The 21,088-nt window shown below is 58.8% G+C and carries 14 protein-coding genes; 9 read left to right on the forward strand and 5 right to left on the reverse strand.

Features of this window, described 5'->3' with window-relative positions:
* Positions 1-80 precede the first annotated feature (80 nt).
* Together EC9_RS04755 and EC9_RS04760 are read right to left on the reverse strand one after the other, a co-directional pair.
* Entirely contained in the window at positions 81-944 is an 864-nt protein-coding gene (locus EC9_RS04755; RefSeq protein WP_145342798.1) for a purine-nucleoside phosphorylase, read from the reverse strand.
* A gap of 192 nt (positions 945-1,136) precedes the next feature.
* A complete protein-coding gene (locus tag EC9_RS04760; protein ID WP_145342800.1) occupies positions 1,137-1,976 on the reverse strand; it encodes a purine-nucleoside phosphorylase in 840 nt (279 codons plus the stop codon).
* A 371-nt stretch (positions 1,977-2,347) separates the two neighbouring features.
* On the opposite strand from EC9_RS04760, the gene EC9_RS04765 reads away from it, so the two are divergent.
* The 4 genes from EC9_RS04765 to EC9_RS04780 all read left to right on the forward strand — a co-directional run bounded on the left by EC9_RS04765 (position 2,348) and on the right by EC9_RS04780 (position 9,529).
* Positions 2,348-4,774 carry an ATP-binding protein gene (locus EC9_RS04765; RefSeq protein ID WP_145342802.1) on the forward strand — a complete coding sequence of 809 codons (2,427 nt, stop codon included), beginning with the start codon at positions 2,348-2,350 and terminating at the stop codon, positions 4,772-4,774.
* A 308-nt stretch (positions 4,775-5,082) separates the two neighbouring features.
* Entirely contained in the window at positions 5,083-7,053 is a 1,971-nt protein-coding gene (locus EC9_RS04770; RefSeq protein WP_145118426.1) for an ATP-dependent helicase, read from the forward strand.
* Positions 7,054-7,071: 18 nt separating this feature from the next.
* Entirely contained in the window at positions 7,072-7,836 is a 765-nt protein-coding gene (locus EC9_RS04775; protein WP_145342804.1) for a HisA/HisF-related TIM barrel protein, read from the forward strand.
* A gap of 106 nt (positions 7,837-7,942) precedes the next feature.
* Entirely contained in the window at positions 7,943-9,529 is a 1,587-nt protein-coding gene (locus EC9_RS04780; RefSeq protein ID WP_145342806.1) for a hypothetical protein, read from the forward strand.
* On the opposite strand, the gene EC9_RS04785 is transcribed toward EC9_RS04780, so the two are convergent.
* Positions 9,507-10,154: an RsmD family RNA methyltransferase gene (locus tag EC9_RS04785; RefSeq protein WP_145342808.1), complete on the reverse strand. Its 648-nt coding sequence runs from the start codon at positions 10,152-10,154 to the stop codon at positions 9,507-9,509. The two genes, EC9_RS04780 and EC9_RS04785, sit on opposite strands and share 23 nt — an antisense overlap.
* Positions 10,155-10,308: 154 nt before the next feature.
* On the opposite strand from EC9_RS04785, the gene EC9_RS04790 reads away from it, so the two are divergent.
* Positions 10,309-11,604, forward strand: a complete 1,296-nt coding sequence (locus EC9_RS04790) for a peptidylprolyl isomerase (RefSeq protein WP_218934586.1) — start codon at positions 10,309-10,311, stop codon at positions 11,602-11,604.
* A 21-nt stretch (positions 11,605-11,625) separates the two neighbouring features.
* On the opposite strand, the gene EC9_RS04795 is transcribed toward EC9_RS04790, so the two are convergent.
* Positions 11,626-12,663: an extracellular solute-binding protein gene (locus tag EC9_RS04795; protein ID WP_145342812.1), complete on the reverse strand. Its 1,038-nt coding sequence runs from the start codon at positions 12,661-12,663 to the stop codon at positions 11,626-11,628.
* A gap of 39 nt (positions 12,664-12,702) precedes the next feature.
* On the opposite strand from EC9_RS04795, the gene EC9_RS04800 reads away from it, so the two are divergent.
* From EC9_RS04800 to EC9_RS04815, 4 genes are all read left to right on the forward strand, one after another.
* Entirely contained in the window at positions 12,703-14,016 is a 1,314-nt protein-coding gene (locus tag EC9_RS04800; RefSeq protein ID WP_145342814.1) for a hypothetical protein, read from the forward strand.
* Positions 14,013-14,729, forward strand: a complete 717-nt coding sequence (locus EC9_RS04805; RefSeq protein WP_145342816.1) for a hypothetical protein — start codon at positions 14,013-14,015, stop codon at positions 14,727-14,729. Before EC9_RS04800 ends, EC9_RS04805 begins: the two co-directional genes overlap by 4 nt.
* 20 nt (positions 14,730-14,749) lie before the next feature.
* Positions 14,750-16,183, forward strand: coding sequence for a phytoene desaturase family protein (locus EC9_RS04810; RefSeq protein ID WP_145342818.1), 1,434 nt, complete (start codon positions 14,750-14,752; stop codon positions 16,181-16,183).
* Positions 16,184-16,413: 230 nt separating this feature from the next.
* Positions 16,414-17,454, forward strand: a complete 1,041-nt coding sequence (locus tag EC9_RS04815) for a transporter family protein (RefSeq protein ID WP_145342820.1) — start codon at positions 16,414-16,416, stop codon at positions 17,452-17,454.
* A 434-nt stretch (positions 17,455-17,888) separates the two neighbouring features.
* On the opposite strand, the gene EC9_RS04820 is transcribed toward EC9_RS04815, so the two are convergent.
* Positions 17,889-20,909 (reverse strand): zinc-dependent metalloprotease, encoded by a 3,021-nt coding sequence (locus EC9_RS04820; RefSeq protein ID WP_145342822.1) that lies wholly within the window; start codon positions 20,907-20,909, stop codon positions 17,889-17,891.
* Positions 20,910-21,088 lie beyond the last annotated feature (179 nt).

The raw sequence follows: 21,088 nt of genomic DNA on the forward strand, positions 1-21,088 counted from the left end.
ACACCTGGCTTGGCGGATCCTGCGGCTTGCGCCCGCAGGCTTTATGCGATCGCCGCATCCGCGGCTTTTAGCTCACCAGTTCAGCTGGTGGTGCTGCGCTGGACTGCTTCTCGCACGATCGCTCGCATTCTTGGTTCGGCGATCTGGGCTGCGGCTAGGACGTCGGCGTGGTCGGTGCGTTGGGGAGCGTCTGGACGGGCGATGTTGCTGACCATCGACATGCCCAATACTCGCATCCCGATCCGCTGAGCCTGCAGGACTTCCGGGACGGTGCTCATGCCAACCACATCGGCTCCGATCTTGCGCATGAAGCGGTATTCGGCGCGAGTTTCGTAAGTCGGGCCGAGCGTGGCGAGGTAGGTTCCCGAATGAGCTGGAAAGCCGTTCAGCCGCGCCGTCTCCAAGGCCTTCTCGCTGAGCGCTTGATCGTAGGGGGATGCGCCACGCAAAGGGGCGTCGCTGCGCGTTTGCGGAGGATAGATTCCGTAATCGAATCGTTGCCCCGGGTGTCCGTGCAGCATGTCGATGTGGTCGCGGATCACCACGATGTCGCCGATGCGATATTTGGGGTTCAGCCCGCCGGCGGCATTGGAGACGATCAGCGTGTGCGATCCGATCGCGGCCAAGACGCGGACCGGGAACGAGACCTGTTCGGTCGTCCAACCCTCGTAGCGATGGAAGCGGCCGGACATCGCGATCACCGGTTGGGAATCGAGCCAGCCGAAGATCAGTTGGCCGCTGTGCCCCGCGATCCGCGATTGTCCCCAGTTGGGGATGTCGGCGTAATCGATGGCGATCGCATCTTCGATGTAGTCGACAAGGTTTCCGAGCCCGCTGCCCAAGATGATCGCCACCCGCGGTAGTTCGGCGAGTTTGCACGCGATGAATTCCGCAGTCCGCAAAACTCGCTCGGCCGGACACTGTTGGTTGGGATGCTTGGTCATACGATTCTTGGGTGGAGGGCTCCGCGAAAATCAGAACGGCGGGATCGAGCCCGGGCTAATCATGGTGGGCTGTTAAGTGTTTGTGCTTATATAAATTAGCCGGCACGCGATAGCGAGGCGTTGTCCAAGGTAACCGGACGCTAACGCGTGCCGGCTGATACCTCAAATTGAAACACCGATCTGCGGTGGGGATTACGCCAGGCGGTCGTTGGCGAAATCGGCGACCGACTGGCGGACCAGGGTTCGCAGGTTCGGTTCGGCGGCGTTGGCGATCGCGATGATCTCCTCGACAACCGCTGGCTGCAGCGCGTCGGGCAGGCACATGTCGGTGATCACCGAAAATCCGACGACCTTCAGCCCGCAGTGGACCGCCACGATCACCTCCGGCACGGTGCTCATGCCAACGACATCGGCACCGATCGTCCGCAGGAATCGGTATTCGGCTCGGGTTTCCAAGTTTGGTCCGGCGACGGCGACAAAGACGCCTTTGTGGGCGCGAATGTTCTCGCGGCGGGCGATTTCCAAAGCCGTATCGACCAGCCGTTGGCTGTAGGGTTCGCACATGTCGGGGAAGCGTGGCCCGAGTCGATCGTCGTTGATGCCGATCAATGGATTGTCACCCATCAGGTTGATCTGGTCTTCGATGACCATGATGTCCCCCGATTGGAAATAAGGGTTCAGGCCGCCGCAAGCGTTCGAAACGACCAACAATTCGGCTCCCAAAGCCTTCATCACGCGGACCGGCAGCGTGATCTGTTTCAACGGATAGCCCTCGTACATATGGAATCGGCCTTCCATTGCAACGACGGGGACACCTTGCAGTTTCCCGCAGACCAACCGCCCGCGATGGCTGGTGGCTGTCGAAGTCGGAAAGTGGGGGATCTCCGAATAGTCCAACGAGGCCTCGATCTCGATCTCGTCGACGAGTCCACCCAGGCCTGTCCCGAGGATGATCCCGGCCCGCGGAGTGGTCCCCCAAGCGGCTTTGATCGCTGCTGTCGATTCTTCGATTTTGTCATAGAGGTCGAGCATGCGGAATCCTTTTATCTCGCGGATGCGACGGTCTTCGCGGTTTCGGGGGGAGCTTCGATCGTTTGTACAGATCGCTGCTGCTGAGGTGATGTCGCATCATAAAACCTGCGCCCCCAACGTGGCAACGGACTTGATAGGATTGAAGATATCTGTTTCAAAAGAACTTCGACCGGATCTTTTCTTTCTGCGCCGGTACCCGATGCGGATCGGCACGCCGCACCGACCGACTGCACGAAAATCCGTTAAACTCAGCTTGTCTCTACATTGCGGTAAACCGCCACGCCGAAAAGGTTGGGGCAGATCGAACCCCTTCGCGGCCATCGTTCTTTTAAATATCCCTTTTGTTGCACGTTAAGTAGAAGCGAATTCGCATGATCCCTTCTGTCGATCAGTTTGAAAAGCTCGGAGCCTTCTATCTGGGCCGCGAGTACGATATGAAAGCCGGTCGTAATCGCGACGATCTGCTGATGTACGATGCCAAGGATTTGTGCACCCACGCCCTCTGCGTCGGGATGACCGGCAGCGGCAAGACGGGGCTCTGTCTGTCGCTGTTGGAAGAAGCCGCGATCGACGGCATTCCGGCTCTTTGCGTCGATCCCAAGGGAGACCTGGCGAACCTGCTGCTGACCTTCCCCGACTTCAATCCCGACGATTACAAACCGTGGTTGGAACAGGGAGAAGCCTCGCGGAAGGGGATCACGCTGGACGAATTGGCTGCCAGCAAGGCGAAGCTGTGGCAGGATGGTTTGGCGTCGTGGGGGCAGGATGGCGATCGCATCCGCCGTTTTCAAGATTCGGTCGACATCGCCGTCTACACGCCCGGCAGCAACATCGGGCTGCCGCTGACCATCTTAAAGAGCTTCAACGCGCCGCCCCCCGAAATCCTAGAAGACAGCGAAGCGATGAGCGACCGGATCGCCGGCGCGGCGTCGGGGCTGTTGGCGTTGGTCGGCGTCGATGCCGATCCGCTCTCCTCCCCAGACCACATCCTGCTGTCGAAGATTTTAGACACCAACTGGCGTGCCGGGAAAAACGTAACCATCGGCGATTTGATCGGCATGATCGCTTCGCCGCCGTTTGATCGCGTCGGCGTGATCAATCTCGATGCCTTCATGTCGCCAGCCGATCGAACCAAGCTGTCGATGCGGTTGAACAATCTGTTGGCCTCTCCCGCCTTCTCGACTTGGTTGGAAGGCGAAGCGTTGGACATTCAGCGTTTGATGTACACCGACGAGGGGAAGCCGCGGTTGACGATCCTGTCGATCGCCCATCTGTCGGATACCGAGCGGATGTTTTTCGTCACGATCCTGTTGAACGAATTGGTCGCCTGGATGCGGACCCAGAGCGGCACCAGCAGCTTGCGGGCGATGTTCTACATGGATGAGGTTTTTGGCTATTTCCCTCCCGTCGCTAAACCGCCATCGAAGGCGCCGATGCTGACGCTGCTGAAGCAGGCTCGGGCGTTTGGTCTAGGCGTCACGCTAGCGACTCAGAACCCGGTCGACCTCGACTACAAAGGGCTATCGAACATCGGCACCTGGTTCTTGGGGCGGCTGCAAACTGAACGCGATAAGCAGCGTGTGCTCGAGGGACTCGAAGGAGCCGCGGCGCAGACCGGCGTGCCGTTTGATCGCCAAGAGATGGAACAGACGCTGGCCGGGTTGGGGAGCCGCGTCTTCTTGATGAACAACGTTCACGACGATGGGCCGCGCGTCTTTCAGTCGCGTTGGGCGCTGTCGTTCCTGTCGGGCCCGTTGGCTCGCGATCAGATCTCTCGGTTGATGAAGGACCGCCGCGAGCAAGCGGCCAAGGAGTTGGCCGAAAGTGGTGAACCGGCCGAATCGATCGCCACGGGAAGTGCTCAAGGTGCGCGGCCGATGGTCCCCGCGGGGATCGAAGAGCGATTTGTCTGTCCGACGAAAAGCCCGGCCGAATCGGCGTCGCTGGTCTACCGGCCGGCGATTTTAGGAAAGGGCTCGCTGCACTTCGTCCGCAGCCGCGGGTCGATCGATCTGTGGCAGGACCAGTCGCGAATCGTCTCTTGCGCCGCTGGCGTCCCCGATCCGCTGTGGATCGACAGCAAGCCGGCTCCTCAGGATCTGCAGCTCAGCGATCGACCGGACGAAAGGTATACGTTTGCCGATCTGCCGACCGAATTGGTGAATGAGAAATCGTACAAACGCTGGGCGGACGATCTGAAGGATTACTTCTACCGACACCAGACGCTGGCGGTCTACGAATGCGACGAAGTCGATCAACTGGCGCCGCCGGGGTCGACGGAGGTGCAGGCGCGATTGCACTTCAAACAAGCGGCTCGCGAGGCGAGGGATCGCGAGACGGAGAACCTGCGCGACAAGTTCTCCTCGAAAATGCAATCGTTGGAAAAGAAGATCCGGACCGCCGAGGATCGCGTTTCCCGCGAAGCGTCGCAAGCGCAAGGGGCGACTTGGCAATCGATGATCCAGATCGGTTCGACGCTGTTAAACGGATTTATGGGGAACAAGATCAGCCGTCGGGCTTCGACAGCGGCCAACGGATGGAATCGGGCCGCGCGGCAGAAGGAGGATGTCCACCGTGCCGAAGCGGCGTTGCAAGCGTTGCACGACGACATGGCTGACCTGGAAGAGGATTTGAAGCGGGAGATCGATGAACTGGCCGAACGCTTTCATATCGATAACCTGAAGCTGGACGAGACGCTGATCAATCCACGCAAGGGGGATTTGCGAGTCGATTCGCCCGTGCTGCTGTGGACCCCGTGGCAAGTCGATTCGGTGGGGATCGCCCAGCGGCTGTTTTAGGGATCGCCGCGATGGTCGCCTTTCGCTCCGCGAAAGTGCGGATGCCGAATAAGCGCTTCGCGAACCGGCTGCTAACGCGTGGCGGCTGATGGTCGCCTTTCGCTCCGCGGAAGGCGCGTCCGGTGCATACAGGGGCCGCACTTTCGCGGAGCGAAAGGCGACCTTGGGCAAATTCGCAGGCTTGCTGCGAGTGCAACGTTACCTGCTTTTTACGGTGCCAAATGCCGCAGCGCTCGGCGGTCGAGAGGACCGTTGTCGCGCGACGGCCCCTTTGCTGCAACTTGGACGCTCGTTAGGATTCGGCAGCTATGTCACATGGTCTGAACCCCGCTCAACACGAAGCCGTTAATACGCTCTCTGGTCCGCTGCTGGTCTTGGCCGGAGCGGGTACGGGGAAGACGCGCGTCGTCACCTTTCGTATCGCCAACCTGATCCGCAACGGCACCGCCGCCGATCGGATCCTTGCGGTGACGTTCACCAACAAAGCGGCGGGCGAGATGCAGGAGCGGATCGCCGAGCTGTTGGGGATCTCCAAACGCCCGTCTAAAAAAGACGATCGGCCGCGGCCGGTGATCGGCACGTTCCACTCGCAATGCGTTCGCATCTTGCGGCAACATGCGACCAATCTGGGCTACCCGAAGAAGTTCGCGATCTACGATCGATCGGATCAAGAGAGCATCGCGCGGAGCGTGCTTCGCGAATTGCGTTTGCCGACGGCGGCGCTGAAGCCGGGCGATCTGCTGTCGATCATCGGCCAATGGAAAAACGGCTCGATCCATCCCGACGCGGCGGTCAACGAAGCGCGCACCGACAAAGAGCACCTCGCGGCGGCTGGTTATCGGCGGTATCAGAATTCGCTGAAGGCCTGCGGCGCGATGGACTTCGACGATCTGTTGCTGAACACCGAGGTGCTGTTTACCGAACACGAAGAGGTTCGCCAATCGGAGGCCGATCGCTTCGATCACATCCTTGTCGATGAGTATCAGGACACCAACGGCAGCCAGTATCGGATCATCAAAGCGCTCGCCGATGCGCACCGCAATCTGTGTGTCGTGGGGGACGATGATCAATCGATTTATGGCTGGCGTGGAGCCGACGTTCGCCACATTTTGAACTTCAAGAAAGACTGGGAAGATGCGACCGTCGTCCGCTTGGAGGACAATTATCGCTCGACCGGTTCGATCCTCGAAATGGCCAACCGGTTGATCCAGTACAACACGGTCCGGCACGACAAATCGCTGAAGCCGGCACGTCCGGCGGGACAGCGGCCGCGGATCTCGCAGTTCAAAGACGAGACCGAAGAATCGCAGCGCGTCGTCGGCGAGATCGGCCGGTTGATCGAATTGAATCACTACCAACCGGGCGAGATTGCGATCCTGTTCCGGACCAAGGAACAGCCGCGGTTGTTCGAGCAGGAGTTGCGGAAGGCCGCCCTGCCCTACGTGATGATGGGCAGCCAGTCGTTTTTCGATCGACGCGAAGTCCGCGATGTCGTGGCGTATCTGAAGTGGGTCGAACAGCCCGACGATGAGGTCTCGCTGATGCGCGTCGCCAACACGCCGCCGCGCGGGCTGGGCCAGGGAACTGTCAAGTTGTTGATGGACGCCGCGGTGAAGCGAGGCCAGCCGATCTGGCAGGTGATGTGCGACGACACGGTCACATCGACGCTGCCGCCAGCGGCTCGCCGCGGAATCGACGACTTGCGTGGCATCCTTGTCGATGTGCAGAATCGGATCCGCGACGATGGACTGACCGAAGCGGTTAACACGCTGATCGCGCGAACGCGTTATATGGACGAGATTCGCACGCGTTACAACGAGCCCGAAGAGTGTGAAGCGAGAATCGCGTCGATCGGCGAAGTCGTCAACGCTGTCGATGCGTATGCCGATCGCGCCAAGAAACCCAGCCTGACCGACTTCCTCTCGGAGATCGCTCTTTCGGGACGCGAGATGGGGAACGAAAAAGATCGCGCTGCCCAACAGAACGCGATCTGGTTGCTGACGATGCACGCCGCCAAGGGGCTCGAATTCCCTGTCGTCTATATGGTCGGCATGGAGGATGGCCTGCTGCCTCACCACCGCAGCACCAAGGGGGACGACGACGCGATCGCTGAAGAGCGGCGGCTGTGCTACGTCGGGATCACCCGGGCGCAGGAAAAGCTAACTCTTTCGCTGGCGCTGACGCGTCGTAAATGGGGTAAGCCCCGGCCGACGACGCCCAGCCGGTTCCTGTACGAGATTACCGGCCAAGCCGATAATCCAAACCGCTACCGCAAGTAGCTCGTCGGTTCCCTTGCCATGCTCAGCACCACCGCAGAATCGACCGACGACGATCCGCTGGCGTCGGTCTTGGGAGTCATTGATCTGAAGGGGGGCAAAGCTGTCCATGCGGTCCGCGGCAATCGCGACAGCTATCGGCCGGTTTGCTGTGCCGCGACAAATGATGGCGATCCGATCGCGTTGGCTCAAATGTATCTCGATTCCGGCGTCGGCGGGTTGTACGTCGCCGATCTGGACGCGATCACGGCGGGGGCTCCTCACGACAAGCTTCTGAATCGCTTGGCTGATTTGGGAGCTCCGATTTGGATCGACGCCGGCGTCGTCGAATTGCAACTGCCCGCGTCCGATCGGATCGTCCGCGTCGTCGGGACCGAATCGATAGCCTCTTTGGAAGAACTGGTGCCGCTGCGCGAGCGGTGGTCGGCTCGGCGGCATGGGATCGTTTTGAGCATCGATCTGCGCGAGGGAGTCGTTTTGGGGGGATCGCCGGCTTTGGCAAGTCAAACGGCTGTCGAGATCGCTAGCGAAGCGATCGACAGCGGTTTCGATCGCCTGATCGCCCTGGATCTGGCTGCTGTTGGAGCCGCTTCTGGCACCCTAACGTTGCCGATTTGCCAGGCTATCGCCGAGAAACACCCCCATGTGGAATTGACCTCCGGCGGCGGGATTCGGACGCTCGCCGACATCCAGATACTAAAAGAGGGGGGCTGTCGATACGTATTGGTCGGTACGGCCCTCCATGGTGGGCGAAAGAAGTTGTCCTTTGGCAGCGGAACTTGTTGACACACGCCAGTTTGCGGCGATAGTCTGTTTATAGGGATTTGTGTCCCGAATCCCTTCTTATCCCTTGGCGATTGCCGCCCCTATCGCTCCAGCCCTCGAGGTTCCGATGTCGCATCGCGTCGAAGCTACCCATGCCGCCAGTCTCCAGCATTCCCATCGCGCCCGACAGTTGTTGGCAGCATGGTTTATTGGATTGATCGCTGCAGTGGCGTTTGGGGCGATCGCCGCGCCGGCTTGGGGCCAAGCGGCAGCTGGAAAGCCTCAATACGACGTGATGAAGTACCAGCCGAACTGGTTTACGGAAAAGTCGATCGTCAATCGGATCAAACAGATTCGCGGCCAGATCGTCAACGATCCGGCACAGTTGAGCGAGCAGAAGGACTTCTTCGTCAAGATCTACCAAAACATCTTTGCATCGATGACCGACCCGGCGGAGTTTTCGAATCTGCAACCGCGTCGGGCCGAGGTGATGAAGGACATTTACAACGCCGCTCGCCGCGGCAACACGCAGGTCTCGCGCGGCCTGTCGATCATGTCGTTCCAGCAATGCAAAGCGATCGCTCAAGGAAACTACTACCCCGGGGCGCGGATCAACGCTGTCTTTATGATCGGCGAACTCAACGACCGTGAACCGAACTCCTTGGAAAAACAGGCACCGATCCCGATGCAAGCGGCGCTTCCGTTGCTGTTGGAGATCGTCGAAGACGCCAAGTACGACGATGGTTTGCGAGTCGCGGCGATCCAGGGTATTCAACGCCACGCTTCATTGAACGCCGAGCGTTGGAAGCCGGAATTGCAGGACAAGGTCGCTGACCTGATGATCGCGACCGCTCAACAGGACGCTCCGAAAGATCGCAATCTGGACGCTCACGGCTGGGTGCAGATGTTGGCGATCAACACGTTGGTCAGTCTGAAAAACCCGCGCCGCGTCGACCAAGTGGCCAAGCTGGTGATGGAGATTCCAACCAAGGAGGATTCGTCGCAGTTGGCCCTCGTTTACGCCGCCCGTGCGACTCCCAATATCCAGATTCCCAAGGAGTTCAAGCCACAAGCGGATACCGTTTTGAAGCGTTGGGCAGCGGAGGTGAGCGAAAGTATCGCACGAGAGGCGAAGCGGATCGAAGACCTCGAAAAGCCACGTCCCCAGGCCTCGATGGCTGGTATGGGGATGGGCATGGAAATGGGGATGGGAGGCGGTGAGGCCTATTCCGATATGGGCATGGAGATGGGGATGGGCATGGGAATGGGCATGACCGCTCCAGGTGCCGCAAAACCACAGACCATCGAGATCATCCTCGCCCGTCGGATGCTCAACGATACGATCGAATCGTTCCATCTCGGATTGACCGGCACGCGAGCCAAGACCGACGCCGCCAGCGCGGCCAAAGGATTGGTCGCCAGTCTCAGCGATGAGAAGGAGAAAGCCGATGCGATTCGATTGGTTTCGATCATCGATGAGGTGAAGGCGGGGGTCAACGACACGATGATTTCGAAGAATCTCGAGTATGCCGAGAAGCTTCGCGAGCTCGAAAAGAAGCTGCAGGCCTTCGTCGATCCCGACGCCGCGGCCGATGCGAAGCCGGGGACAAATACGAGCCCATTCTTCGATGGCCCGTTTTCTAGTGCTCCTCCGGCGCTCAACCGCAGCGAACCCAACGTCGCTTCGCGCACTAAGGCAGCTGGACAGAACTAAGTTCGGTCAACGCCAGCTGGGTAATTCCGTATTTCCGCACGTCCCATTCGGCTGCGGTTAGTTCGGCGGTATCAAAAAAGTTGTCGCATTCGGCAACCAGTACGCCGTGCGGATGGGCTTCGGCGGCAAAGCAGATCATCCGGTTCAGGTCTTTGATCCGCGACTGGAACATTTCGTACGGCGGGCACATCAAAAACACCCACGGCGATTCGGGCTCTTCGGCGTGCGCTTGGTGCATCAACGCTCCCAGGCCACGAAAGGCGTCTCCCGCGGTCAACGAGATGCGGTCGGCGAGGTCGAGATCGGCGACGTTTTGGCGGATCTGTTCCAGCGTTCGGCGGTTTTGCTCCATCGTCACGGCGCGGCTGGCCCCGCGGCTGATCGATTCGATCGCTAGCACGCCGGTGCCGCCAAAGGGATCGAATACGATCGCTCCTTTGATTCGTTGGCCGATCAGATTAAACAGGCTCTCACGCACCGAGTCTCGCATTGGACGCGTGCTGCGGTCGCCGTTGTAGCGGACCTTGCGGCCCCGCATATCGCCCCCGATCACTCGCAGCGTGGTCGCTTTGGACTTCAGACCGCGCTTCGCCTGGGACGCCTGGTAGGGTTTTGATTTCTTCAAGAATTGTCACGTTTCGCAAGGATTTCACTGAACCGCCCAGGCAATTGCGTTCGTACAGCCTGGATTCTACGGTCTATCATGACGTCGCGTGGTGTGGCCATCAATGGGAGCCTGGGATAGGGCTGTGGATTCGATCTTGAAGATGAGAGTTGAAATGGGATTACGAAACCTGGCCGCGCCGCTGTTGCTGACGATCTGCTTTGGCACCGTGGCCGATGCGCAAGAGTCTGAGGCCGATGCCAAACCGGCCGCGGAACAACCGGCAGCGGAAGAGGCGAAACCGGCAGTGGAAGAGCCGGCGCCCGATGAGCCCAAGCCGGCTGTAGAGGAAGCTGCAGCGAGCGAGGAAAAGCCGGCGGGGGGGAAGACCGAAGCGGCGAAGAAGGCGCAGGCGGTCTTTGACCAACGGGTTGAAGAGTGGCGGAAAGCGACTCAAGCGTTGTGGACCGAGGTCAACGAATTTCACACCGCCCGCGGCGATGTGAAGTTCAGCGAACAGATCCGCTGGGCCGAGCGTGAATCGGCGGCTCGCGATGCGATGCAAGCTGCTTTTCTGGCAGCGTCCAACTTGGTCTTCGAGGATCACGAGAATCGCGACGGGCGAACATTTTTGGCGCAGTCGATCCTCTACCATGCGCAAACCGACTGGTACGAAGGGCTCAAACAGGGTGCGCTGGCGATGCTGGAAGCTGGCGTCAAGGATATCCAGTTGAACGTGATCGCCGGTGTCTCCGCGGCGGCGACGGGAGACTTTGAAGTCGCCAGAGGGCATCTGAAAGAAGTTCCCGACGGTGATGAAGGACTTGCCGAGGTTGGGCAACGGATGAAATTTATTCTCGATCCGTTGCAGGAGAGTTGGGAGAAGGAACAGAAGTTGCGAGAGGCGGAGGCAAAAGCGGACGACCTGCCGCGCGTTCTGCTGAAGACGACGCGAGGCGAAGTGTTGGTGGAACTGTTTGAAAACGAAGCTCCCAACACGGTCGCTAGTTTCATTTCGTTGGTCGAAGATGGCTTCTACGACAATGTTCCGTTCTACCAAGTGGTCGAGCATGAGTTTGCTCAGACGGGCGATCGCGACGGCGATGGATCGGGCACCGCTGACTACCGTCTGCCCGATGAAGCGATTGGCGAGCGGGGGATCTTTCGCGGATCGTTGGTGATGGCCAAGATCCCCAATCCCAATGCCGCACGCGATCCCGATGCGTCGGGCACCATTCCCAACACGGGCAGCAGCCAGTTTTTGATCACTCTGTTGCCCTTTAATCCCGAATACAAAGAACTCTGCTGCTTTGGTCGCGTGGTAAGCGGGATGGGAGCGATCTCGACGCTCAATCGCGCCAAGGTCGAAAAGGAGAAAGACGCGCCGGTCGTATTGCCCGATTCGATCATCGAAGCGGAAGTTGTTCGGAAGCGGGACCACGAGTACAAGCCCGAGACGCTCCCCTACTGATCCCCTTCGACGGTCGCCGATCTAATCGACGAAGATTCCATTGAGCCGCTCGGCGAGCGGTTCCCAGCGATCGGCCGCCACTTCGAAGTCGGCGTCGAGCCAACGGACCGATTCTTCGGGCATCACCCGTGGCTGTTCCTTGACGCTGCGGAACAACGGGATCTGGGAACTGTTTCCCATCGCCAGCCGCTTCTCGGTCTCGGGGCTCATCAAAAACAACGCCAACTGCTCCGCCGCGACTGGGTGCGGTGCGTCCTTTAAGACAGCCAACGTGTTGGGAATTCGCAGCGTTCCCATCTGATCGGGCTGCTGGTCGGGGTAGACGATCGCGACGGGAAAGCCCAGGTCGCGTTCGATCACCGCGTCGTCGGTATCGGTCAGCCCCCAAGCGACTTGCCCGGCCGAGACCGCTTGTGCGACCTGCTTGTTCCCCGACAGCGTGACGGCGTTTTGCTGGATCTCGCGAAACAGAGCGTCCGCCTTTTCCTGACCTAACTGATTCTCGAGCACCGCCGCGTGCGTGGCCGTGGTGCCGAACAGCGGCCGCGCGATCGCCCCCTGCCCTTTCCATTTTGGATCAGCTAGATCCAAGACGCTTGTCGGCCATTGATCCGGATCGGGCAATAGTTTTTTGTTGACGATCAGCACGCGAGCGCGGGCGGCAAACCCGCACCAAGTGCCATCCGACGCGATGCAGCCGGCGGGCCAAACGGTATCGACAGGCCAGTCGATCTCTTTCAGTAAGCCAGCTTTCTGCAGCCGCACCGTGTGGATGATCTCGTTGTTCCAGAACAGATCGCAGACCGGGCGATCGCGTTCGCCGAGGATTCGGTTGACCAGCCCAATCGTCTTGGTCGATTCGATGTCGAACCGCGCGTTGACTTGGATCTTGCTGTCGACATGCCGGTCGAAGCTGCTCAACATCGGCGCGGCAAACTCTTGGTCGAGCGCCGAATAGACGACGACTTCGTTTTCGGGACGCGGCACACAGCCGCCGACCAACAGAATCAACGGAGCAATCAAACGGCAGCAATCGAGAGGGCGTTTCGTGTTGGGCATGTATCCAGCTATGATGGAGGGCTACGGAGAATCATCGTTTTGTTGTTCGACAATCCAACCATTGTTGCAGGTTTCTCGCCGCCGCGAATCGGGGCCGCGCTGGCGTTATGCCTTTTCGTCGCCCCTTTTGCCGCTGCGCAGACGCGGCAATTCAGCGGCCGACACGTCACGATCCACACCGATCTGCCCGCTTCGGCGGCGCTCGATCAATTGCCGGCCGCCTTCGATGCCGCGGTCCCGCAGTGGTGCGAATTTTTTGGCGTCGATCCCGATCGGCTCGCCGACTGGCATGTGACTGCCTATCTGATGACCAGCCGCGACGCGTTCAAGCAGCGTGGTCTGTTGCCCGATCATCTCCCCGATTTCGCTCACGGCTATCAATACGGCAACTCCGTTTGGGTTGTCGATCAACCGTCGGACTACTACACCCGGCATCTGCTGTTGCACGAGGGAGTGCATGCGTTGATGTTCCAGTTGTTCGGCGGTGCCGGACCGGCATGGTACATGGAGGGGATGGCGGAGTTGCTGGCGACGCATCGCTGGAGCGACGGCGAGATCGCGTTGCCGGTGATCCCCGAGTCGCGGGAGGCGTTCCCGTTTTGGGGCCGTTTAAAAGTCATTCAATCGGCTTGCGACAAGAGCCAAGCGTTGCCGATCGATGCGGTGATGCGATACAGCCACAAAGCCCATCGGCAAGTCGAACCGTATGCCTGGAGCTGGGGAGCGCTGACGCTGTTGAACATGTATCCCGAATATCGCACCGCCGCGATCGCGGCGACCGATCGGGCGGGCCAACCTCCGCTGCAGTTCACTCGCAATTTTTACAGCGAACTCAAGGACCAGTGGCCTCAATTGCAGCTGCGTTGGCGGATGCTTGTCGACGGGCTCGACTACGGTTTTGATCCGCTGCGGAACCGGATCGATCTGACCAACTTTCCCGCCGCCGCCGAATCGTCGGTCGAGACCAAACAGCTGGAGATCGCGGCCGATCGCGGCTGGCAATCGAGCGGGATTCGCGTCGCTACAGGCCAATCGATTCGGATCACCGCCGAAGGACGCTACACCTTGGCCGACGATCCTCGCCCGTGGGAATGCGAACCTCAAGGAGTGACGATCCAGTATCACCGCGGCCATCCGTTGGGGATGCTATTGGCGGCTGTCGCTCCGACAAGCGATGCCGACGCGACGCGGATGACAAATCCTCAGATCGTCGGCGTCGGCCGCGAGGGGATGTTTGTCGCGGAGTTCGATGGCCTGTTGTTGCTGCGGATCGGCGACGATCCCGCCTCGCTGGCCGATAACCGCGGCAGCGCGTCGGTCACCGTCAGTGTTGCCGCGGCGGAGCGGCCGTGAGTCGGCATGCGGACGACGCGGGACAGCTTCCATCGCCGCCGCGGCGTGCGGGCTGGCGGTTCAGTCTGCGCGGGCTGCTGGGGTTGGTTGTGGTCGTCACGATGGTCGGTTCGCATTTTTATACGAGCTGGAAATTGAGGCAGGCGATGGTCCAGCTGAAGCAGCTGCGCAGCGAAGTCGGCTACCTCAACGAGACCGATCGATCCAAGCTGGTCGTGGCGGTGGTGCCGACCGACGAACCGCTGACTTGGAAAATCCGGGTCCGCACGCCGGCGTTGCAAACGTACCAGATCGCCTACAGCACGCTCTGGGCCGCGGGATCGGCGGAACCGACGTGGTACTCGGGGCAGCCGTTGCCCGGGGGGGAATCGCTGGTCACGCTGCGGTTGTTCAGTGACCCACGGGACAACCGCTGGAAAATCATTACACTGGTACGCAATCAGGGGAATCTGTGGCGAATGGCGACAGCCCTGTCCGATCGCCAGGCGACGCTGTTTCGCGGATCGCACGATACGATCCGCGGCGGCATTCAAGCCGAGACGGTCGTCGCCGCCGGGCGTTCCCTGCGCGTGATCGAAGAGAAGTGGTTCGCTGGCGAAGGGGGCCTGATGCTGTTTGGCCAAGAGGCTCCCGACGACGACATCGACGGTCTCTTTGCCGAACTGCAACCGCTGCCCGGCCTGCCATTTGATGTCCAAGAGAATCGACGTTAACCTCCTATTTTATAAGCCCAATGCCCAAAGACTTTCTTGCCAAAGCGGCCGATGAATACGACGTGATCGTGATCGGCAGCGGACTTGCGGGACTGACAACCGCCAACATCCTCGGTCGCCATGGCCATCGCGTGCTGCTGTTGGAACAGCATTACAAACTGGGCGGTCTGGCGACTTGGTTCCGCCGTCCCGGAGGGCATATCTTCGATATCTCGCTGCACGGCTTTCCCGCTGGGATGATCAAGAGCTGCAAGCGGTATTGGAACGACGACATCTCCGATCGGATCGTCCAACTGAAAAACGTCCGCTTCGAGAACCCGATGTTCTCGCTGACGACGACCTTCAATCGCAAGGACTTCACCAAACTGCTGACCGAACAGTTTGCCGTCGAACAGTCCGCTGTCGAAGGGTTCTTCGACACCGCGCGTAGCATGAACTTCTACGACGATCAAACGACGACCACCCGTCAATTGTTCGATCGATTTTTCCCCGGCCGCGAGGATGTGATCCGGTTGCTGATGGAACCGATCACCTACGCCAACGGTTCGACGCTGGAAGATCCCGCGCTGACCTACGGGATCGTCTTTTCGAACTTCATGTCCAAGGGAGTCTTCATCTACGAAGGAGGCACCGAGGACCTGATCGGCCGGATGCAGAAGGAGCTGAAAAAGAACAACGTCGACATCTGCATCAATTGCCCCGTCGATAAGATCAACGTCAAAAACGGGCAAGTCGAATCGGTCGAGGTGCACAACCGAACGATCCGCACCAAGTCGGTGATCAGTAATTCCAATCTGCGATCGACGATCTTCAACATGGTCGGCAGCGAACATTTTGATCCGTCGTTTGTCGAAGAAGCCGAAGCGGTTCGCTTGAACAACAGCAGCACGCAGGTCTACATGGCGATGAAGCCGGGTGTGGAGATCGATGAATCGTGCGGCGATCTGTTGTTCACCAGCACCGCCCCGCTGTTCCGCACCGAAGCGTTGCTCAGCCGCGATATCACCAGCCGCACGTTCAGCTTCTATTACCCGCGAACACGCCCCGAAGGGAAGCGACGCTATGCGGTCGTCAGCAGCACCAACGCCCGCTGGGAGGATTGGTCGGGACTGAGCGAGACGCAATACGAAGCGAGCAAGCAGGAGTTGATCGAGACGACGGTCGCCGCGTTGGACAAGTTTGTCCCCAACGTGCGCGAGAAGATCGATTGGGTTGAAGCCGCCACGCCGCGGACTTTCAACCACTACACTCGACACCAACTCGGCGCCAGCTTTGGCACCAAGTTTGAAGGACTGGCGGTCAGCCGCAAGCTGCCCGAACAGATCGGCGGACTCTACCACGCCGGCAGCGTCGGGATCATCATGAGCGGCTGGTTAGGAGCGATCAACTACGGCGTGATCGTTGCCAACGACGTCGACCAACGCCTGATGAAACAAGAAGCCGCGCCGGCTTAGTTTCACTGAAGATGGGCCACCGGTGAAGACTCGATCTCCGCCTTTTGAGATGATCGAGCGTGGTCGATGGTGAAGCCGATCGGAAACTGGGACGATTGATTCGGTTATGCCGATGCTGGATCGTTTGCCTTTGTTTCTTCAATCCGTTCGCTCATGATGCGGCAACCGACGTTCCGATCTCCGACAGGGTGAGGGGCGGGCCGCAAATGTAGGCGAGCAAGGATGTTGAAATGAAGCGATTGAATGTCACGTTCTTTATGCTGCTAGCGGCAGCAAATGTTTCCAGTGCGCACGATGAATATCGGTCGCGAGCCGACAAGCATGCGCCGGCTGGTTTGATGGGAGATCATCTGCACGCTCCCGGCGAGTGGATGGTCGAATACAAGTACATGAACATGTACATGGACGGCAACCGCGCCGGCACCCAGCGATTGAGCGACAGCGAGGCGATCGATTTCGGTGCGACCAGCAACCCCGTCACCAATCGCATGGCATCGCCCAATAACATGACGCACGAGATGCACATGGTGCACATCATGCGTGGAATGACCGAGGATATCACGCTCTACGCGATGGTCATGCTGCCAAGCATTACGATGGACCACACCCGCGGTCCGATGAATCCCGCCGGTGGCGGCCCGGGCAGCCTGTTCACGACGCATAACAGTGGATTTGGCGACACGACGATCGGGGCACTGATCGGTTTGTATACCGACAGCAACGACGACGTGATCTTGAATCTCGGCGGATCGCTGCCGACCGGCGATATCTTCCGGACCACGAGCATTCCTTCGGGCGGAATGATGGAGCAACCGATGCCCTATCCGATGCGTCTCGGTTCGGGAACCTTTAATGCCCGCCCAGGCATCACCTGGAAGCACTACTTCGATTTCGGTTCGTTTGGTACGCAGTTTCAAACCGACCTGCCGATCGGCCGCAACTATCGCGGATATTCGGTCAGCGATGAATTCCGACTGAACAACTGGTACAGCCAGTTGATTACCGATAACTTCACGACCAGCATTCGCGTCGAAAATCTCTGGCGGACCAACTACGACGGCGCCGATCCGATGAGCCCCGACTCGATGATCAGCACCAACGTCGAAAGCTTCCGCGGCGGATATACGCTGAACCTGGGACTCGGTGCGGCGGCATTGGTCCGCGGCCATCTGTTGAATGTCGAATTTGTGCCGATGCTGCACCAAGACCTGAACGGCATCCAACTGGAAACCGATTGGTCGATCGTCAGCAGTTGGTCGAAGAGCTTTTAGGGATAACCTAGTTCTCTAAGCACGTGACAAGACAGCCCTCGGTTAAACCGAGCGGCTATTGAGCCGGGCAGGAAGTGAGAAGCGCGGGGCAATGTCCACGCGGTCAAACGAAGGAACCTTGGACCGTCGAAAGAATTAGCGGCGGGACGTAGTGGACGAGGTTACGAGTCCCAGCGATTTGGTCTGATGCAGAAGGACTCGTGACCTCGTCTACTACGCTTCGTTGAACGGCATTGCGGTTAAATGAGAAGACTACCGAGCGGTTGCTTGGCTGTTCTCGTTTGAGCGACTGAAGGGCAGCGGACCTGCGATTGCATCGCCCCCAAACGTAGCGATCGACGAAGCGAGCCTAGGCTCACTCCGTCGATCGTATTGTTTTTGCTGCGACGCTTACCGCGCCGCAGCTAGATCGATTGGGATTCTCCCGATCGGGATCACTCCGCCGATGGTTCGTCACCCGAGAGGATGAACATCAACGGGCCCTGTTGCTGGTTGCCGCTGTTGAAAACGTATCCAGCGTTCAGCGCCTGTTCGATCCGCGATTGGCACTCCGACAGGTGGGCTTTGGTGTAAGCGTCCATGTCGTCGCCACACTTGCCCAACGATTTGTCGATCTCATCCTTCAGCTCTTTCGTCTGCATCATCGCCAGGTTGCTGATAGGTTTCGCGGCCGCACTGGTGTCGGTCTTCTTCAGCATCAGGTCGATCAAACGATCCAGATGCTCGCGTTGCAAGTTGCGTCGCAAGCTGGAGATCATCGGATTGCGAGAGTTGCAATCAGCGGGACACTTTTCGCCCAGTTCAGTCCAAACGGCCGTGCGAATCGTGGCCAACAGTTCGGGCAGCGTCAACGTGTCCTGATCGGCAGGCAATCGGAATTCGTTGTCGTAGACGCGTCGCAACGTCGTCGGGTTCATGATCATCGTCAACGCCGAGGCTTGCAGACCGAGGATTCGGTCGTGGATCGGCCAGGTCGCTTCGTTGGTCATCGCCCGGCTGAAGCCTTCGTCGAGCCATTTGTCGACGCTCATTCGAGCCAACAGTTCGGGAGTCAGTCCATAAGAATCGTCGTTGAACGAAGTCTCGATGACAAAGTTGAGGGCAGCACGCTGTTGCTCTGCCGGAACCACTTCGATCGGGCTGCGATCCTCGGGATCACCCTTCTTGTCGCGATGCACAAACGCACCGCCAACCCAACCGGCCATCATGCTGATCGCGCTGGTCTGCTTGCTTAGCGTCAATTCGTAACCGCGACGCGCCTTGGCCCAGCTGTCTCCGTCTTTGACGAATTTGTCCAGGATCCGGCTGCGGTACAACTGCACCAGCTTCATCTGCTCCTTGGCGTAATCCAACGGATCGCGACCGAAGTCGTATCGACGCGCCAGCGGGTCGGGACCCGATGTGTCTTCGTCGGTTGCAAACTGCAGTTCCGGTTCGTGGCAACGCTTCAGGATCTTCGGTAGATCGGCGTCGGTGAAGGTGTAACCATATTCGACGGCCCAATAATCGTAGGGACCGATCTCGATCATCGCGTAATCGCCTTGGACGTCTCCCGATTCCAAGCGGAAGTTGATCGGCGTGTAATCCATCACCGAACCGGTAAAGGTCTTTTTCCCCTTGACCGCTTCGCTATTGATCTCGTCCAAGGAATGAACGCTGGAGGCTTTGAAGTTGTGGCGAAGGCCCAGTGTGTGGCCGACTTCGTGAGCCACCAGGTCGGCCAACAACGGTCCAACAAACCACTCCGGAATCCCGTCGAGCAACTGGTCTTTCGGCTTGTCGTCCTTCTTCTCTTCCTTCTTGTCGTCCGTTTTGGCTACGGCTTCTTCATCCTTAGCATCATCCTTCTTGTCGTCCTTCGCTTCATCGGACTTCTTATCTTCATCCTTGGCATCGTCCTTTTTCGCTTTCGCAGCTTCCGCCTTTTTCTTCTCAGCAGCCGCTTTCGCTTCCTCTTCCTTTTTCTTCTTGTTGGCGTCCGCTTTTTCTTCTTCCAACAATGCCAAGGTCCAGTTCATGCGAGTCAGTGCGAGGTCCATGCGGCGACCATTGGCTGCCATGCACAATCCGTTTTTCTGGCTGATGTTGCCATACAGGCCATCGTATTCGTCGTCCCCCATCAATTGAGGATTGGCGGCGGCAAAGCTGTGGCCAGCCATCGGCGAACGGGACGAACGGGCGACCGATTCGCGAACTGTCAATCGTTCCGCAGGGTGGGCCAAGCGAACGCGAGGGTCCCAGCTGGGGTTGTTGGCAAGCCAAGCCAGCGTTTCGGGGCTCATTCCCTCCATCGCTAGTTCAGGCATCAGGTCGTAATAGTTGAAGTTGAAATAACGAATCCAACCATCGGTCAAGATGATGTCGGCATCGAGAATCTGTCCCGTTTCAGGGTGAACGCGGCTGGGGCCAATCGCTGTGCCGACGTTATTGTTGAGCCAGCGGATGAAATTGTATCGCACGTCTTCAGGGTCTTTTTCCATATGAGCCCCGCTCTGCGCATCCTGGTATTCGATCACGATCGCATCGACGATGCCAACCTTCTCGAACGCTTTGTTCCAATAGTCAACGCCCTGCTTGATCCAACGACGGTAGCGAACTGGTGCTGTATGTTCGACATAAAACCGGATCGGATTTTTGGGTGGGCTCAGCTGCAGCTTGGGATCTCGCTTCTCCAAGTGCCAACGATTGATGTACCGCACGCGCGTCTCATCATCGGTGTACTTGCTCAGATCGGTGAAGGCGGTGGTGAAATAGCCAATCCGTTCGTCTGCCTTCCGCGGTTTGAAACCGTTGCTGGTCGCAGGGACTTCGCTGAACGAATAATGAATCGTTTGCAGTTGTCCGCGGCTGCCGACGATCTCGTACGCCAGTTCGACGTTTTCTGGAAAGACCTTGGCCTGTTCGATCTTGAAAATTTTCGGCTTGCTGATCCGCACTTGGTTGCCAAAAAAGTTCGAAGCGTTGTTGATCAGCAGGCTGTCCATATCGATCACGGGGCCGCCCGAAGGCCCTTTGGCCAGCACGGGGACATCCAACAGGACGCGATCGGTGAACAGTCGCTTGACCGATGCGCTCGCTTCGGCTTCTCCTTTGGCGGTAAATTCCAAGTTCGGCAGCACCAGTGCCAATCGTTCGTCGTACTGACGCCATTGGACGACCATGTCGCCCGATTGGAGGCCGGCGTAGCGGTCGCCGCTGCCGACGGTCAAGGCGATAAAGTAGCGTTTGCCAGCAAATGCCTTGGGCAATTCGGCCAACATCTGGCCATCTTTCTCGCGAGTCCAGACATTAAATAGAGTCTTATCGCTCTGCTGATCCGAGGAGGTCAGTTTCTTGTAGCCTTCGGAGACTTTGTCGAATGCTGGCAGGTCGGCAAACGCCGCTCCAGGCACTAACAGCAACAGGGCCAAGCTGGCACTACGGCGCAGCGCGAACTGGAGATTCCGAAATTTCATCTATGCAATCCCTCGTACAAAGGTGGGTAAACTTGTTTGCGCGTCGGTTTCAAAGCGCTGCGGAGCGACGTGGAACCTTACGTCATAACCGCAGGTCGTTCCGAGCCGACCGATAGGCAAGCAGCTTTTCTTTTATTCTACGCCCCGTTTCGAGCGATTGCGACTTTGCCGACTCGCGG

The organism is Rosistilla ulvae, from assembly GCF_007741475.1.
Taxonomy (GTDB): Bacteria; Planctomycetota; Planctomycetia; order Pirellulales; family Pirellulaceae; genus Rosistilla; species Rosistilla ulvae.

Excerpts from the sequence above, each read along its gene's own strand:
- EC9_RS04765 (WP_145342802.1), top strand. The coding sequence starts at position 2,348 with ATGATCCCTTCTGTCGATCAGTTTGAAAAGCTCGGAGCCTTCTATCTG.
- EC9_RS04780 (WP_145342806.1), top strand. The coding sequence starts at position 7,943 with ATGTCGCATCGCGTCGAAGCTACCCATGCCGCCAGTCTCCAGCATTCC.
- EC9_RS04815 (WP_145342820.1), top strand. The coding sequence starts at position 16,414 with ATGAAGCGATTGAATGTCACGTTCTTTATGCTGCTAGCGGCAGCAAAT.
- EC9_RS04820 (WP_145342822.1), bottom strand. The coding sequence starts at position 20,909 with ATGAAATTTCGGAATCTCCAGTTCGCGCTGCGCCGTAGTGCCAGCTTG.
- EC9_RS04760 (WP_145342800.1), bottom strand. The coding sequence starts at position 1,976 with ATGCTCGACCTCTATGACAAAATCGAAGAATCGACAGCAGCGATCAAA.
- EC9_RS04770 (WP_145118426.1), top strand. The coding sequence starts at position 5,083 with ATGTCACATGGTCTGAACCCCGCTCAACACGAAGCCGTTAATACGCTC.
- EC9_RS04795 (WP_145342812.1), bottom strand. The coding sequence starts at position 12,663 with ATGCCCAACACGAAACGCCCTCTCGATTGCTGCCGTTTGATTGCTCCG.
- EC9_RS04775 (WP_145342804.1), top strand. The coding sequence starts at position 7,072 with ATGCTCAGCACCACCGCAGAATCGACCGACGACGATCCGCTGGCGTCG.
- EC9_RS04810 (WP_145342818.1), top strand. The coding sequence starts at position 14,750 with ATGCCCAAAGACTTTCTTGCCAAAGCGGCCGATGAATACGACGTGATC.
- EC9_RS04790 (WP_218934586.1), top strand. The coding sequence starts at position 10,309 with ATGGGATTACGAAACCTGGCCGCGCCGCTGTTGCTGACGATCTGCTTT.
- EC9_RS04755 (WP_145342798.1), bottom strand. The coding sequence starts at position 944 with ATGACCAAGCATCCCAACCAACAGTGTCCGGCCGAGCGAGTTTTGCGG.